This window comes from Methylobacterium sp. B4 (assembly GCF_003201865.1).
GTDB lineage: Bacteria > Pseudomonadota > Alphaproteobacteria > Rhizobiales > Beijerinckiaceae > Methylobacterium.
The window spans coordinates 21577-37091 of record NZ_QJJJ01000027.1 but is presented as its reverse complement, the minus strand read 5'-3'; the positions used below and the strand labels follow the sequence as shown (position 1 = coordinate 37091).

Here is a 15515-nt window from a genome sequence, read left to right as displayed (position 1 = left end):
CCCGGATCTCCGCGGCCGCCCGAAGGGGCCGGAATCCATTACGTCGCGTGCACGCTGCCGCAACACGGTGAAGGGGCGCTTAATGATGGTCCCGCGAACGCGACGGTTCGGCGAGACCCGGCCGGGAGAAGCCCGTGCCGCCCAACCGGCGATCGAGACCGGAGGATTGGCACGGTGCCGTCTGCCGACGCCCCGTACCCTTTGCTGAAACGGCGGGATGTGGCGAAGGTGTGGCCCGGGTCTTCACGCCTTCGTCGAGCGGCCCCAACCGGGTTCGACTGTGGTTTTCTGTTGCAGCGAAGCGACAGAAACGCTCCGCAGGCTGCGAAGATCAGCCCAGCGGCTTCAGCCGCGTGACGTGCCCCATCTTGCGGCCGGCCCGCGCCTCGGCCTTGCCGTAGAGGTGGAGATGCGCGCCAGCCTCCGCCAGCAGGGCCGCCCAGGCGTCGGCCCCATCGCCGATGAGGTTCTCCATCTCCACCGCCATGCCGCCGGTGCGGGCGGTGTCGCCGAGCGGCCAGCCGCAGACCGCGCGCACGGCCTGCGCGAATTGCGAGGTCAGCGCGCCCTCGATGGTCCAGTGCCCGGAATTGTGCACCCGCGGCGCGATCTCGTTGACGACGAGGCGGGCGGCGCCCTCGGGGCCGGCGATCTCGAACATCTCGACGGCGAGCACGCCGACATAGTCGAGCGCCTCGGCGATGGCCCGGGCGACGGCGACCGCGGCGTCGCCCGTCTCCCGGGTCAGGCCGGGTGCCGGCACGCGGGTGAGGGCGAGGATGTGGTTGCGGTGCTCGTTGGCGCAGGGATCGTAGGCGGCGAACGCCCCGTCGGGCCCGCGGGCGGCGACCACCGAGATCTCCCGCTCGAAAGGCACGAAGCCTTCGAGGATGCAGGGCGCACCCTTGAACTCGGCGAGCAGCGCCGTCGCGTCCTCGCCCTCCCGGATGATGCGCTGGCCCTTGCCGTCGTAACCGAAGCGACGGGTCTTCAGGACGGCGGGGCGGCCGAGTTCGTCGAGAGCGCGGGCGAGGTCCTCGGCCGTATCGACGGCCCGGTAGGGCGCCGTCGGAATGCCGAGCGAACCCACGAAATCCTTCTCGGAGAGGCGGTCCTGCGTGGTGAGCAGCGCGGTCGCGCTCGGGCGGAGCGTCGCGTGCTCGGCCAGCACTGAGGCGGCGGCGTGGGGGATGTTCTCGAACTCGTAGGTGACCACGTCGCAGGCATCGGCGAAGGCGGCGAGCGCCGCCGCGTCGTCGTAGGAGGCGAGCGTGTGGGCATGCGCCACGTCGAAGGCCGGGCTGCCGGCGTCGGGGGCGTAGATATGGACCTTGAGGCCGTACTCGGCCGCCGCCAGCGCGATCATGCGGCCGAGCTGGCCGCCGCCGACGATGCCGAGGATGCCGCCGGGCCGGATCTGCGGCGAGGAGGAGGAAGTGGCCATGGCGTGTCGTGCTGCGATCAGGCTTGAGAGGGGTCCGGCCGCTCGGCGACGGATTCGGTCTGGCGGGTGCGCCACGCTTCGAGCCGCCCGGCCAGACCTTCGTCGGTCAGCGCCAGGACGGCGGCGGCGAGCAGGGCGGCGTTGACGGCGCCCGCCCGGCCGATCGCCAGGGTGCCGACGGGAATGCCGGCGGGCATCTGGACGATGGAGAGCAGGCTGTCCTGGCCCGAGAGCGCCTTCGACTCGACCGGAACGCCGAAGACCGGCAGCGGGGTCATCGAAGCGGCCATGCCCGGCAGGTGCGCCGCTCCCCCCGCGCCCGCGATCACGACCTTGAAGCCCGCCGCCTTCGCGCCCTTGGCGAAGGCCACAAGCCGGTCCGGCGTGCGGTGGGCCGAGACGATGCGCGCATCGTGGGGGACGCCGAGCGCATCCAGCGTCTCGGCGGCGTGGCGCATGGTCGCCCAGTCCGACTGGCTTCCCATGATGATGGCGACCGGGGGCGATCCCGTCATCGTCGTCTGGTCCTAAGGCAGGTCGAGGCGCCGGTCCGCGGGCCCGGCAGGAAGGGTCGAATAACAGGGGCGTGCGCGCGACGGCAAGGCGGGCGGGGCATGCAAGTCGGATGGTCCGAAGCCGCGACGCGAAAGCCTGCGCCCGCACAGGCGCCGCCGATGCCTGGGGGCGGCAAGAAAGCCATGGCTCGCGAGCGCGCGGAAACCCCGTCCACAGCCTTGTCCGGCCCCCGTCCAGGGCGCGCAAAAAACCCGCAGAATCCCGCCTCGGGCACCGGAGCCGAAACGACCCGACCGCGTTGAGCAGGAAACGGCCTTCGGCGGCCGGATCCCTCAATCCAGTGAGCCCTCTCGATGTCCTCCGCGGACCAGAACACGCGCGCCCGCACCCCGACCCACATCGACATCCACGACAGCACCAGCCGCAGGCATTGGGCCGACCTGTTCCAAGTCACGGACGAGCGCCTGCGCAAGGCGGTTCGCCTCGTCGGCAACCGCGTCTCCAGCGTCTCGGCCTATCTCGCCAAGTAACGCTGCAACTCTGGCCCGCAGAAATTGGCGAGGCCACTTTCAGGACTCGATTACCAGGAACCGACGCCGGGGAGGCATAGCCTTCCCGGCTCGCGTGTCACGCGATGATGTCCGGGGTGATCTGGTCTTCCAGGTGGCCGATCCGGTCGCGCAGCACGAGCTTGCGCTTCTTCAGACGTTGCAGCTGGAGCTGATCGACGGCGACGCTGAGCTTCAGCGCTTCGATGGCTTCGTCGAGATCCCGATGCTCCTCGCGGAGCCGGCTGAGTTCGCCCGCCGGATCCGCCACCGCGTCGTTGGCAACATCGTCCGCCATCATCGCTCGAAACACATCACCGGCCGTTGGAGCGGGTGCGACCATGCGCCAAGCCCACCTCTGGGGCAAGGCGCGCGGCGCCGTTCTCCCGCCTCCTCCGGGCAAACGTGGCCGTAGTAAAGAGCCGCTGCCGGATTCACGAAATTTGGAATCACCTTGTTGCGGATCGGTCCATTTTGCCAACGAATGGCTTCGACAGCCGCTCCATCTTGTGTCAGTCTCCCCGCGTCGGAAACGATGACAGGAGCGACACCTGATGTCCTTGCAGACGCATTTGAGCCAGCTCGCCGCCAAGCATGACGCTCTGGAACGTGAGCTTCACGACGCGATCCAGTCTCTCGCCAGCGACGACCTGCGCATCGCGGAACTCAAGCGTAAGAAACTGCACCTCAAGGACGAAATCGAGCGCCTGCGATCCGGAGAAACCCTCCACTAGCGGGCCTCACGACCGGCCTGGCCCCGGGAGAGGCCGCCGGTAATCTTCTTTCTCCCAATCGTACCGATCGCGTCGCCGCCGCCTGGGAAACCAGCGCGGCGGTTCTGCTGTGAAGGGGCCGAGCCCGGACGCCACGGGCGGGAAATCGCGCTATCATCACCCGCGAACAGGCCGGGACAACCGGCCCGCCCGAGGAAGCGTCCGATGCCCGCCGCCCCCACCCCCGACGGCACCTATGCCGCCGTCCACGCCGCCTCGCTCGAAGATCCGGAGGGCTTCTGGCTGGCGGCCGCGCGGGCCATCGACTGGGACACGCCGCCCGGCCGCGCCTTCGATCCGGATCAGGGCGTCTACGGCCGCTGGTTCCCCGACGCCCGGCTCAACGTCTGCCGCAATGCGGTCGACCGGCACGCGCAGGGCGCCCGCGCCGACCAGGCCGCGATCATCCACGATTCGCCCGTCACCGGCACGAAGCGCACCATCAGCTACCGCGCGCTGCAGGACGAGGTCTCCGTGCTCGCCGGCATCCTCGCCGATCTCGGCGTGGGCAAGGGCGACCGGGTGGTGATCTACATGCCGATGGTGCCCGAAGCGCTGTTCGGGATGCTGGCCTGCGCCCGCATCGGCGCGATCCACTCGGTGGTGTTCGGAGGCTTTGCCGCCAACGAACTCGCCGCCCGCATCGAGGATGCCGCGCCCAAGGTGATCCTGGCCGCCTCCTGCGGCATCGAGCCGGCCCGGGTCGTGGCCTACAAGCCACTGCTCGATGCGGCCATCGAGCGCTCGTCGCACAAGCCCGACGCCTGCCTGATCCTGCAGCGCCCGCAAGGCGAGGCCGGCCTCGTCGAGGGCCGCGACCGGGATTGGGCGGAGACGGTTGCGCGGGCGCGCCGGGCCGGGCGGCGGGCCGAGCCGCTGCCGGTGGCGGCGACCGACCCGCTCTACATCCTCTACACCTCGGGCACGACAGGACGGCCCAAGGGCGTGGTGCGCGACAGCGGCGGCTATTGCGTCGCGCTGGCATGGTCGATGGCCAACCTCTACGGCGTCGCGCCCGGCGAGGTCTATTTCTGCGCCTCCGACATCGGCTGGGTGGTGGGCCATTCCTACATCGTCTACGCGCCGCTGCTGCACGGCTGCACCACCGTGCTCTACGAGGGCAAGCCGGTCGGCACGCCCGATGCCGGCGCCTTCTGGCGGGTCGTGGCCGAGCACGCCGCCGCGACGTTGTTCACGGCGCCCACGGCCCTGCGCGCCATCAAGAAGGAGGATCCGCGCGCCGAACAGATCGCGGGCTACGATCTCTCCCGCTTCCGCGCCCTGTTCCTGGCCGGCGAGCGGGCCGACCCGGATTCGGTGGCCTGGGCCGAGCGGGCGCTGAAGCGGCCCGTGATCGACCATTGGTGGCAGACCGAGACCGGCTGGGCGATCGCCGGCAACCCGCTCGGAATCGAGCCTCTGCCCGTGAAGTACGGCTCCACCGCCAAACCGATGCCGGGCTACGACCTCCACGTGCTCGACGAGGCGGGCAAGCCGGTCGCCCCCGGCACGATGGGCACCATCGCCCTCAGGCTGCCCCTGCCCCCGGGATGCCTGCCGACCCTGTGGGGCTCGGACGAGCGCTTCCGCCAGAGCTATCTCGCCACCTTCCCCGGCTATTACGACACCTCGGATGCGGGCGTGGTGGACGAGGACGGCTACGTCACGGTGCTGGGCCGCACCGACGACATCATCAACGTGGCCGGCCACCGCCTCTCCACCGGCGGCATGGAGGCGGTGCTCGCCGCCCACCCGGACGTCGCCGAATGCGCGGTGATCGGCATCCGCGACGCCCTGAAGGGCGAGGCGCCCTGCGGCTTCGTCGTGCTGAAGGCGGGCGTCGCCAAGGACCCCGAGACGGTCGAGCGGGAACTGGTCGCCCGGGTCCGCGAAGAGATCGGCCCCGTGGCCGCCTTCAAGCTGGCGCTCACCGTGGGGCGCCTGCCGAAGACGCGCTCGGGCAAGATCCTGCGCGGGACGATGAAGCGCATCGCCGACGGCGAGGACTTTTCCATGCCCCCGACCATCGAGGATCCGACGGCCCTGGAGGAGATCGGCGACAGCCTGAAGGCGCGCGGGATCGGGGGATAGAGCCGTCTTCGGTCCGCGCCTCCCGGTTCAATTCCGCACGGACAAGTTCAGGGACAGGATGTGATCCACCTCGGTGCCGCTCGCGGCCGTGCGGGCGGTCTGGTTCAGGTAGCCGACCTCCACCGTCGACGTGCCGCCGATCGGCCATTCGAGCCCGACGAAGGTGCGGACGCGATCGAAGCCGGCGCGAGCCCCCCAATCGGTGTCGTTCAGCGCCACGAACGCCTCCACCCAGCCGACCGCCGAGACGCTGTCCTTCTCCGGCGTCAGCGGCCGGGCGAAGCGCAGGTTCTCGCGCAGGCGGAAGCCCACATCCCGCCCGGCGGATTGCCAGCGCTGCTCGAAGCGCGTGCGGGATGAGACCTTGACCCCGGAGATCTCGCCGATCTTCCAGTTGATCTCCTGGAAGCTGCGATCCTCGAAGCGCACGCGGCCCGCTCCGCCGCGGTCTTCGACGGAGGCGTAGCCCTGGTAGAGCGTGAGCCTCTCGTTGATCTTCCAGCCGACGGCCGGGCGCAGGATCAACTGGTCGAGCTGCGAGATGCCGTTGCCGATGCGCGGCTGGACCTCGGCGAAGAAGGCCAGATCCCCGATCGATCCGAACAGGGTCGTGTTGATCCAGAGCTGCCCGTCCTGAACCGTCTCGGCCTCGGCCTGACCGCCCGATACCGCGAGACACAGGGCGGCCAGGAGGAGACGTGCGCGTCCGGTCACGATCCATCCCTCCGCCCACGGCCCGCGCCCGTCCAAGGCTTGGTGCCCCGGTTCGAGACGGAATTGTTCGCCCCCGGCGCAAACCGTCAAGTCGGCGGTCGCGCTCGCCGCAGGGCCACGGGCACGCGGCCGGTGAGCGCAGCGGATCGAGGAGCCGTCTCAGGCCGCGCGTCCGACCCTGAATTGGGTCGCCGCGATCAGTAGGCGGTAGAGTACCACCGCGTTGAGCCCGTGCCAGAGGAAATGCGTGCCGAGCGGCAGGCGCGCGCAGACGCTGACATCGACCGTGCGGAAGGCCAGCGAGACGAGAAAGACCCCTGCGGTCGCGAGCACGGATCGGGCGGTGCCGGGCGTCCGCTTCAGGAGGGCGAGCCCGACGCCGAGGAGCGCCAGGATCGCCGGGGCGTAATCGACCGAGCCGTTGGTGAGGCCCGAGACCGAGCGCCCGGTCAGCGTGTCGAGGGCCGGAGTCAGGCCGGCGCCGAGGGCGGCGAAGGCCAGCGTGAGGGCCGTCGCCGCCGCCGGCCGGAAGCCGAAGAAGCGGGTCATGGCCAGGGCGAAGTAGCCGTAGATGAAGCTGGCGATCGGGATCACGTCGGCCAGCATCGACCAGCGGTTCGCCAGGGTGTGGAACAGGAACGAGCCGATCCCCACCACGAAGGTCACGGCGGCCAGAGCCAGGACCGGTCCGTCGCCGCGGGCACGCCGCGCCGCGAGCCCGGCCGCTATGAGGAAGGCGGCGTTCGTCAGGGCATTGACCGGCTCGGCCCAGAAGCCGGCGTCGCCGCGCTCGCAATAGGCCCGCACCGGCTCGAACCAGGACGCGTCCATGGGGGCTCTCCTCGCGATCGCCTTGCCAGGGCCGCGCGAAGGCCCGATGACGGGAGCCCCTCCGGCCGAGCCTCCCCCGAGACCCATGCGGATCACCACCTGGAACGTCAATTCGATCAAGCAGCGGGTCGGCCACCTGCTGGGCTTCCTCGACGAGGCGCGGCCCGACGTGGTCTGCCTGCAGGAGCTGAAATGCCAGGACGCGTCGTTCCCCCGCGAGGAGATCGAGGCGGCGGGCTATGCATGCGAGACGCTGGGGCAGAAGGCCTATAACGGCGTCGCCCTGCTGGTGCGCGCGCCGCTTCAATACACGCAGCTGCTGCGCGGCCTGCCGGGCGACGCCGAGGACGAGCAGGCCCGCTACATCGAGGCGCTGGTGCATGGGGAGGGCGTGGCGCCGGTGCGGGTCGCCTCGATCTACCTGCCGAACGGCAACCCGGCCCCGGGTCCGAAATACAGCTACAAGCTCGCCTTCATGGCCCGCCTGCGGGCGCATGCCCGTGCCCTGATGACGACCGAGGAGGCGCTGGTGCTGGCGGGCGATTTCAACGTCATCCCCGAGCCCGAGGATGCCGCCGACCCCACCGCCTGGACGCAGGACGCCCTGTTCCTGCCCGAGACCCGCCGCGCCTTCCGCGCGTTGCTGGCGGAAGGTTTTACGGATGGCCTGAGGGCCTGCGAGCCGAGCGCGGGGCTCTACACCTTCTGGGACTATCAGGCCGGCTGCTGGCCGCGGAACTTTGGCATCCGCATCGACCACCTGCTGCTCTCGCCCCAGGCCGCCGACCGCCTCGTCTCGGCCTCGGTGCAGCGCCACCTGCGCGGGCTGGAAAAGCCGTCTGACCACGTGCCGGTGACGGTGGAGCTGAGCGACGGGTGATCCGCGGTTCAGCCCCTCCCTCGCAGAGGGGGAGGGTGCTGAGAATGCTACCGCCGCCGCCGGGTCGAACCGGTCGAGAGCGATTGCGCCTGGGCCATCGCATCCGCCCGGTCGGCCTCGTTGGCCGAGGCCCAGGCCTTCTCGTAGAGATCGACGATCCAGGTGTCGGACGCGCCCTGCGCCCCGCCGCGGGCGATGGCGAGCCAGGTCAGGCCCTTCACGGTCTGGCGCTGCACGCCGGAGCCCTTGACGAGCATGTCGCCGAGCAGCGCCTGGGCCGGACGGTGACCCTTCTCGGCGGCGAGGTTGAACCAGCGCGCGGCCTTGCGCGGATCCTGCTCGACGCCGGTGCCGTCGAGATAGAGCCGGGCGAGGTTGTACTGCGCGTTGGGGTCGCCGAAATACGACGCCGCGTAGTTGAACATGTCGTAGGCGCGCTCGGGGTTCGGGCGCACGTAGGTGCCCTTGATCCCCTCCAGGAAGTAGGTGCCGAGCGCGTTGAAGGCGCTCGCGACCACGCCTGAATTCGGCGTGTCCGGCGAGTCGTCGGTGTTGTCGTCGGCGATGCGCGAAAAATACTCGAACGCCTTGAGGTCGTCGTGGGGCACACCGTCCCCGTCCGCGTACATGCGGCCGAGCTTCCACAGGGCCAGGGTCTGGCCCTGGTCGGCGGCGTATTCCAGCGCCCGCACGGCGCCCTGCTTGTCACCCGCGTTGTAGTCGCGCACGCCCGAGCGCAGGGCATCGCGGCCCGAACGGTACCCCTTCTCGGGGACCGGCGTACGCGCGCTCGCGTCCAGCGCGGTGCCCGGATCGACGGCGGTGAACATCAGCGCGAAGCCGAGGAAGCCGGCGAGAAGCCCCGCCCGAAGCCGACCCGGATCGGCCCCGGCCGGCCACGCGGGCCGGAGAGGGGCAGTCCTAGATATCGGCATAGATGGTCGTCTCCCCCGCACCGCCCGGATGGGTCACGGCGCCGTTCACGGCAGGCCCCACGGTCTGCGCGTATTTCCAGAGGTAGCCGGAGGTCGCGGTATTGCCCCGGGGCGTCCACCCGGCGCGGCGCTGGGCCAACTCCTCGTCGGAAAGCGCCACGTCCAGCGTGCCTTCGATCGCATCGAGGGTGATCATGTCGCCGTCGCGCAGGAGGCCGATCGGCCCGCCGATCGCGGCCTCGGGGCCGACATGGCCGACGCAGAAGCCGCGGGTCGCGCCGGAGAAGCGCCCGTCGGTGATGAGGGCGACCTTGTCGCCCATGCCCTGGCCGTAGAGGGCGGCCGTGGTCGAGAGCATCTCGCGCATCCCGGGGCCCCCCTTCGGGCCCTCGTAGCGGATGACCAGAACGTCGCCGGGCTTGTAGGTGCGGTTCTGCACCGCTTCAAAGCAGGCCTCCTCGCCGTCGAAGACGCGGGCCGGGCCGGTGAAGACCTGTTGCTCGGCCGGCATGCCGGCAACCTTCACGATGGCGCCCTCGGGAGCGAGGTTGCCCTTCAGCCCGACCACGCCGCCGGTGACGGTGATCGGCTGATTCGCCGGGCGCACCACGTCCTGGTCGGGGTTCCAGGCGACCTTGGCGAGGTTCTCCGCGATCGTGCGGCCGGTCACCGTCAGGCAATCGCCGTGCAGGTAGCCGTGATCGAGCAGGGTCTTCATCAGGAGCGGGATGCCGCCGACCTCGAACATGTCCTTGGCGACGTAGCGCCCGCCGGGCTTCAGATCGGCGATGTAGGGGGTCTTGCGGAAGATCTCGGCCACGTCGAACAGCGTGAACTCGATTCCGCATTCGTGCGCGATCGCCGGCAGATGCAGGGCCGCATTGGTCGAGCCGCCCGAGGCTGCCACCGTCGCGGCGGCGTTCTCCAACGCCTTGCGGGTGACGATGTCGCGCGGGCGGATGTTCTTGGCGATCAGCTCCATCACCTTCTCGCCGGCGGCGGCGCAGAATTGGTCGCGGATTTCGTAAGGAGCGGGCGCGCCGGCCGAGTAGGGCAGAGCGAGGCCGATCGCCTCGGAGACGGTGGCCATGGTGTTGGCGGTGAACTGCGCGCCGCAGGCGCCGGCCGACGGGCAGGCGACCCGCTCCAGCTCGTCGAGGTCGTCCAGGCTCATGTCGCCGACGGCGACCTTTCCGACCGCCTCGAACAGATCCTGCACGGTGACCGGCCGGCCGCGGAACGAGCCGGGCAGGATCGAGCCGCCGTAGATGAAGATCGAGGGCACGTTGAGGCGCACCATGGCCATCATCATGCCGGGCAGGGACTTGTCGCAGCCGGCCAGGCCCACGAGGGCGTCGTAGGAATGGCCGCGGATGGTCAGTTCGACCGAATCGGCGATGACCTCGCGCGACGGCAGCGAGGCGCGCATGCCGCCATGGCCCATGGCGATGCCGTCGGTGACGGTGATGGTGCAGAACTCGCGCGGCGTGCCCTTGGCGGCGGCGACGCCCTTCTTCACGGCCTGGGCCTGACGCATCAGCGAGATGTTGCAGGGCGCGGCCTCGTTCCAGCACGAGGCGACGCCGACGAGCGGCTGGTGGATCTGCTCCGTCGTCAGGCCCATGGCGTAGAGGTACGAGCGGTGCGGCGCGCGCTCGGGCCCTTCCGTCACGTGCCGGCTCGGCAGCTTCGACTTGTCGGTCTGACGCGCGTCCATCGCTGTTCTCGGCCCCGGTCCCGTTACGCCCCCGAGGCCGCGCGGTACCGGATACGGCCCAGCGCGGAAAAACGTCCTTCGACGTCCTCGAAACTCTGCGGTAAGGCGTTGGAGCGACAGCGTTTACCGCGACCCCGGAAGTCGTCTCGGTTTATGGTGGGATTGCGGCGCTCGAAGGCACAGCTCAAGGCAAAGTCAGGTTGCTTTCGCGGTGTGTCGGGTCCGCAACAGCTCAGCTTGCGCCGGCTTCCGATCGACTTCGCACAATCAACGCGCCGTCACCCTCGCGCGGTCCCGCAGGAGAGACGTTTTCGCGGCGCGAGCACGGGCGGATCGGTGCCCGTCCTCTCGAATTTCCGGTGCTTGCGCACCGTCCCCCAGGTGAGTGGTGCCGTCAGCTCCGACCGATGGCAATGTCCGGCGTCCCCGCCTCGATCAGGCGGTCGCTCTCATCCTTGAGGTTCACTCCTGAGAGACCCCGCGCAAAGGCCTGGGTCAGGAGCCAGTTCAGCTTGAACGCGGCGAGATCGAAGCCGAGGCCGGCCGGGCGGACGTTCGAGATGCAGTTTCGTTCCGCATCCGTGCGCCCGGGCTTCGGTGCGAAGGTGAGGTAGAGGCCGAGGCTGTCGGGAGAGGACAGGCCGGGACGCTCCCCGATCAGCATCACCACCGCGCGGGCCTTCAGGGCTGCCCCGACCGCGTCACCCAGCGCGACGCGGGCCTGCGTGGCGATCACCACCGGGGCGAGGTGCCATCCGGCCCGCTCCGCGTGCGGCCTGAAGGCGGCGAGCATCGCGGCGGCGCCCTCGTGGACCGCCCGGGCCGAGAGGCCGTCGGCCACGACCAGGGCGAGGTCGACAGGCTCCTGCGCGGCTTCGGAAAGGGCCTTCAGGCTCTCGGGCGAAAGGCGCCGTCCGCAATCGGGCCGGCGCAGATAGGTCGCCCGGTCCGGAGCGCCCGAAGTCACCGCCAGGGTGGGGAAACCGAGGGCTCCGACGGCCCCTGCCACCGCCCCTGCATCCATCGGCGTGTGGACGGCGTCGCGGGCCTGGGCATGGGCGAGGCCGAACTTCAGCACCTCGCGGGTCGGCAGGCCGGCGCCCGCGCGACCCAGCCCGATCCGGGCCGGCGTGAGGCGGGCCAGTCGTTGCCAGAGGTCGTCGCCCGGGGCGCTCATGCGGCCAGATCCGGGGCGGCGGTGAGCAGGCGGGAAGCGGCCCCGCCGGGCAGGAGCGCGCCGTCCGCGTCGGTGAGGCCGATGCGGGCGAGCCATTCCTCGAATTCGGGTGCGCGCTTCAGGCCCAGCACCTCGCGGATGTAGAGCTGGTCGTGGAACGAGGTGGACTGGTAGTTCAGCATCACGTCGTCGGCGCCGGGAATGCCCATCACGTAGGTGCAGCCTGCTGCCCCGAGCAGGGTCAGGAGCGTGTCCATGTCGTCCTGATCGGCCTCGGCGTGGTTGGTGTAGCAGACGTCGACGCCCAGCGGCACGCCCATCAGCTTGCCGCAGAAATGGTCCTCCAGCCCGGCGCGGATGATCTCCTTGCCGTCGTAGAGATATTCCGGGCCGATGAAGCCGACCACGGTGTTGACGAGAAGCGGCCGGTAGCGGCGGGCCACCGCGTAGGCGCGGGCTTCGAGGGTCTGCTGGTCGATGCCGTGATGCGCGTCCGCCGAGAGGGCCGAGCCCTGGCCGGTCTCGAAATACATCACGTTGTCGCCGAGCGTGCCGCGCTTGAGCGCCAGCGCCGCCTCGTGGGCCTCGCGCAGGATCGGCAGGGTGACGCCGAAGCTCGCGTTGGCCCGCTGCGTGCCGGCGATCGACTGGAACACGAGATCGACCGGCAGCCCGCGGTTCATCGCGTCGAGCGTCGTGGTGACGTGAGTGAGCACGCAGGCCTGCGTCGGAATCTCCAGCCGCCCGATGATCCCGTCGAACAGGCTCAGCAGGGTGCTCATGGTCTGGATCGAATCCGAGACCGGGTTGATGCCGATCACCGCGTCGCCGCAGCCGTAGGAGAGGCCGTCGAGGATCGAGGCGGTGACGCCCGCCGGATCGTCGGTCGGGTGGTTGGGCTGGAGCCGCACCGCGAGCGTGCCGGGCAGGCCGATGGTGTTGCGAAAGCGGGTGACCACCCGGCACTTTCGCGCCACCAGGATCAGATCCTGGTTGCGCATGATCTTGCACACGGCCGCGGCGATCTCCGGGGTCACGCCCGGTGCGATCCGGGCCAGCGTCTCGGAGGAGGCGGTGAGCAGGAACTCGCGGAAATCCCCGACCGTCAGCCCGGCGATCTCGGCAAACGCCGTCTCGTCGTGGTCGTCGAGGATGAGGCGGGTGACGTCGTCCTCCTCGTAAGGGATCAGCGGTCGGGCCAGGATCGCCTTCAGCGGGACCTCGGCGAGACACCATCGGGCGGCCATGTTCTCCTCGGCCGATTCCGCGGCGATGCCGGCGAGGCAATCGCCGGAGCGCACCGGCGTCGCCTTGGCCATCAGCGTCGCCAGATCGGCGAAGACGTGGGTGCGCGGGCCGACGGTATGACGGTAGGGCATCGGACGCTCCTTGGCCTCGCCCGACAGGATGCAGGCTTCGCGCGGCCTGTCGAGGCGGTTTCGTGAGGCGTGCCGGGGCGGCCCCGGGCGCGTCCCGATTTCGCTAACCCGGAGCAAGAACGGCGCCGCAGCGGCGCTTCCGCCTCGCCCCGGCGAACTCCCGCCGCTCGGGCAGGACGCGAATCGTTTCGGAGCGTCACTTCCAAGACGCCACTTGTGAGCGGAAAGTCGATTGCCGGCCGCGGCTGTCGGCTCGGGCCGAAGCGTGGGCTATTCAGACGGTCGGTGCCGGGGCCGAATACGGATGCGGATCATCTCGCAACTGCGAGAAGCCCAGCAAAAGTCGGCCGATCCTCGCGAGAAACGCTGCTCAAGGCGCGCGGAGGGTGCGGATTTCGGTGGGATTCGCGCGTTTTCTCAGAGGGTTCCAGGCGAAGCGGTATCGTCATCCATCACTTTCATGTCAGAAGACAGCATTATTTCGCTTGATTGTACCTCTGGCATACCAAATAATGCATACCACCGCACGGGGGGATGGCGACGGCCGCGGAACCGTGTGGGCACAAGTTGGACCTGAAACAAACCGCATCGACGCGCCTCGCACCGACCGAGCCCGGTCTTCGCGTCAATGAAGGAACGAGGGAGCACGCTCATGGCAACGTCGTCCATTGCCCCGGATCGACCTGTAGTATCGCCGAACCGATGGCTTCAAATCGTCCTCGGTGTGATCTGCATGGTGGCCGCGGCCAACATTCAGTACGCCTGGACTCTGTTCGTTCCTGAGATCCAGAAGACCTTCGGCTGGGATCGCGCCGCGATCCAGGTCGCCTTCACGATCTTCGTCGTCGTCCAGACCTGGCTGACGCCCATCGAGGGCTACTTCATCGACAAGTACGGCCCGAGCCGTGTCGTGATGTTCGGCGGTCTGATGACCGGCGCCGCCTGGGTGATGAACTCCTACGCGACCTCGCTGACCGGTTTCTACATCGGCTCGATCCTCGGCGGCATCGGCGTCGGCTGCGTCTACGCCACCTGCATCAACAACGCCCTGAAGTGGTTCCCGGACAAGCGCGGCCTGGCCGTCGGTCTGACCGCGGGCGGCTACGGCGCGGGTTCGGCTCTGACCATCATCCCGATCGCCAAGATGATCGATGCCGGCAGCTACGCCCAGGCCTTCTTCACCTTCGGCCTGATCCAGGGCACCGTCATCATCCTGGCCTCGATCCTCATGCGTTCGCCTGCCAAGGATGAAGTGAAGTACTCGACCAAGGTGCTTCAGTCCCGCCGCGACTACACCCTCGGCGAGGCCCTGCGCACCCCGGTCTTCTACGTCATGCTGGTGATGTTCACCTGCACCGTGACGGGCGGCCTGATGGCGGTGGCCCAGCTCGGCGTCATCGCGACCGACCTCGGCGTGAAGAACTTCCAGGTGAACCTGTACTTCTTCGCCATGGCTGCGCTGCCCTTCGCCCTGATGCTCGACCGCGTCATGAACGGCATCTCGCGTCCGCTCTTCGGCTGGATCTCGGACCGGATCGGCCGTGAGAAGACGATGTTCATCGCCTTCTCGATGGAGGGCATCGGCATCGTGGCGCTGGGTTACTTCGGCTCCAACCCCTGGGCCTTCGTGATCCTCTCCGGCATCGTGTTCCTGGCCTGGGGCGAAGTGTACTCGCTGTTCAGCGCCACCGCCGCCGACACCTTCGGTTCCAAGCACATCGGCAAGATCTACGGCGTCCTCTACTGCGCCAAGGGCTTTGCCGCGCTGTTCGTGCCGGTCGGCAACCTGCTGATGCAGGCGACGGGTACCTGGTCGTCGGTGCTCTACACCGTGGCGGTGATGGACCTGATCGCGGCGGCGCTCGCGGTGGCCGTGCTCCGGCCGATGCTGAAGCAGCACCACCTCAACAACAACGCGGCGGTGCCGAACGCGGCCCTCGCCCACGCCTAAACGCGGACACTTCCGCCGCCCGCTCCGGCGGGCGGACCAAGAAGGCCTCGCCGGAGACGGCGGGGCCTTTTTGTTTGCCGCAACGACCGGGGCGGCGTCCCGCTCCGTCAATTCCGAGCCCGGAAGTCGATCGCGGTGCGCCTCCGGATCCGGTCGCGAGACCGGCTCCGTCGACGATCCGTGCCTCGGCGCTGTAGTGCGCTCCGGCAGGGTGAAGCCACGAGGGAAACGCGTGGTGGAAACGGTATGACACCGGCCGTGACCGCTTGGGATACCAGATGCCAAATCCCAGCCATGCAAGATTTGCATGAGAGGGCTCGGGATAACCCTAAAGAACAGTCTCGCAACCGCGGGCGGCATGGCAGCGGAGCGGTCGACCCCCGAACCCTCGGCTGAATCGATCGAACGCGACGGATCGCCGAGCATCCGCGTCCGGCAAGTGGACCGTGCGGCGGCAAGCCTTGGCACTGCCGGGTGATGCCGATCGAAGCGAGGAAGCGAGGTGACAAGCCGGGCCGAATGCGGGCGGGCTCACGCCAGGCGGCCGTCAAGCACCCAT

The 15515-nt window shown here is 69.3% G+C and carries 14 protein-coding genes; 5 read left to right on the top strand and 9 right to left on the bottom strand.

Translation table 11 applies throughout. The annotated features are described in order from the left end of the window. Nucleotides 1–331 precede the first annotated feature (331 nt). Both BY998_RS21155 and purE read right to left on the bottom strand, forming a co-directional pair. Nucleotides 332–1444, bottom strand: a complete 1113-nt coding sequence (locus tag BY998_RS21155; RefSeq protein WP_110353677.1) for a 5-(carboxyamino)imidazole ribonucleotide synthase — start codon at nucleotides 1442–1444, stop codon at nucleotides 332–334. A 17-nt stretch (nucleotides 1445–1461) separates the two neighbouring features. Next, nucleotides 1462–1959 (bottom strand): 5-(carboxyamino)imidazole ribonucleotide mutase, encoded by a 498-nt coding sequence (gene purE / locus BY998_RS21150; RefSeq protein ID WP_110353676.1) that lies wholly within the window; start codon nucleotides 1957–1959, stop codon nucleotides 1462–1464. Between the two features lie 354 nt (nucleotides 1960–2313). On the opposite strand from purE, the gene BY998_RS21145 reads away from it, so the two are divergent. Continuing rightward, nucleotides 2314–2490 (top strand): DUF3606 domain-containing protein, encoded by a 177-nt coding sequence (locus tag BY998_RS21145; protein ID WP_110353675.1) that lies wholly within the window; start codon nucleotides 2314–2316, stop codon nucleotides 2488–2490. Between the two features lie 97 nt (nucleotides 2491–2587). Here BY998_RS21145 and BY998_RS21140 read toward each other — a convergent pair whose 3' ends face one another. After that, the gene (locus BY998_RS21140) at nucleotides 2588–2809 is read right to left on the bottom strand and encodes a DUF465 domain-containing protein (protein ID WP_110353674.1); all 222 of its coding nucleotides are present in this window, start codon (nucleotides 2807–2809) and stop codon (nucleotides 2588–2590) included. 253 nt (nucleotides 2810–3062) lie between these two features. Here BY998_RS21140 and BY998_RS21135 point away from each other — a divergent pair, with 253 nt between their 5' ends. Both BY998_RS21135 and BY998_RS21130 read left to right on the top strand, forming a co-directional pair. Further along, nucleotides 3063–3242, top strand: coding sequence for a DUF465 domain-containing protein (locus BY998_RS21135; protein ID WP_110353673.1), 180 nt, complete (start codon nucleotides 3063–3065; stop codon nucleotides 3240–3242). 204 nt (nucleotides 3243–3446) lie between these two features. Continuing rightward, nucleotides 3447–5372: a propionyl-CoA synthetase gene (locus BY998_RS21130; RefSeq protein WP_110353672.1), complete on the top strand. Its 1926-nt coding sequence runs from the start codon at nucleotides 3447–3449 to the stop codon at nucleotides 5370–5372. Nucleotides 5373–5399: 27 nt separating this feature from the next. Here the strand turns inward: BY998_RS21130 and BY998_RS21125 are convergent, their stop codons facing one another. Then, entirely contained in the window at nucleotides 5400–6086 is a 687-nt protein-coding gene (locus BY998_RS21125) for a DUF2490 domain-containing protein (RefSeq protein ID WP_110353695.1), read from the bottom strand. A gap of 159 nt (nucleotides 6087–6245) precedes the next feature. Beyond that, a complete protein-coding gene (locus tag BY998_RS21120) occupies nucleotides 6246–6917 on the bottom strand; it encodes a ceramidase domain-containing protein (RefSeq protein WP_110353671.1) in 672 nt (223 codons plus the stop codon). An 85-nt stretch (nucleotides 6918–7002) separates the two neighbouring features. Between BY998_RS21120 and xth the strand changes: the two genes are divergently transcribed. Further along, a complete protein-coding gene (xth, locus tag BY998_RS21115) occupies nucleotides 7003–7797 on the top strand; it encodes an exodeoxyribonuclease III (RefSeq protein WP_110353670.1) in 795 nt (264 codons plus the stop codon). A gap of 47 nt (nucleotides 7798–7844) precedes the next feature. Here xth and BY998_RS21110 read toward each other — a convergent pair whose 3' ends face one another. From BY998_RS21110 to BY998_RS21095, 4 genes are all read right to left on the bottom strand, one after another. Further along, entirely contained in the window at nucleotides 7845–8732 is an 888-nt protein-coding gene (locus tag BY998_RS21110; RefSeq protein ID WP_110353669.1) for a tetratricopeptide repeat protein, read from the bottom strand. After that, nucleotides 8719–10449, bottom strand: coding sequence for a dihydroxy-acid dehydratase (gene ilvD / locus BY998_RS21105; RefSeq protein ID WP_110353668.1), 1731 nt, complete (start codon nucleotides 10447–10449; stop codon nucleotides 8719–8721). Before ilvD ends, BY998_RS21110 begins: the two co-directional genes overlap by 14 nt. A 394-nt stretch (nucleotides 10450–10843) precedes the next feature. Then, entirely contained in the window at nucleotides 10844–11626 is a 783-nt protein-coding gene (gene eutC, locus BY998_RS21100) for an ethanolamine ammonia-lyase subunit EutC (protein WP_110353667.1), read from the bottom strand. Then, nucleotides 11623–13005 (bottom strand): ethanolamine ammonia-lyase subunit EutB, encoded by a 1383-nt coding sequence (locus BY998_RS21095; protein ID WP_110353666.1) that lies wholly within the window; start codon nucleotides 13003–13005, stop codon nucleotides 11623–11625. The genes eutC and BY998_RS21095 overlap by 4 nt, the downstream gene beginning before the upstream one ends. A gap of 652 nt (nucleotides 13006–13657) precedes the next feature. Between BY998_RS21095 and oxlT the strand changes: the two genes are divergently transcribed. Then, nucleotides 13658–14956, top strand: a complete 1299-nt coding sequence (gene oxlT, locus BY998_RS21090; RefSeq protein WP_110353665.1) for an oxalate/formate MFS antiporter — start codon at nucleotides 13658–13660, stop codon at nucleotides 14954–14956. The last annotated feature ends 559 nt before the right edge of the window (nucleotides 14957–15515 follow it).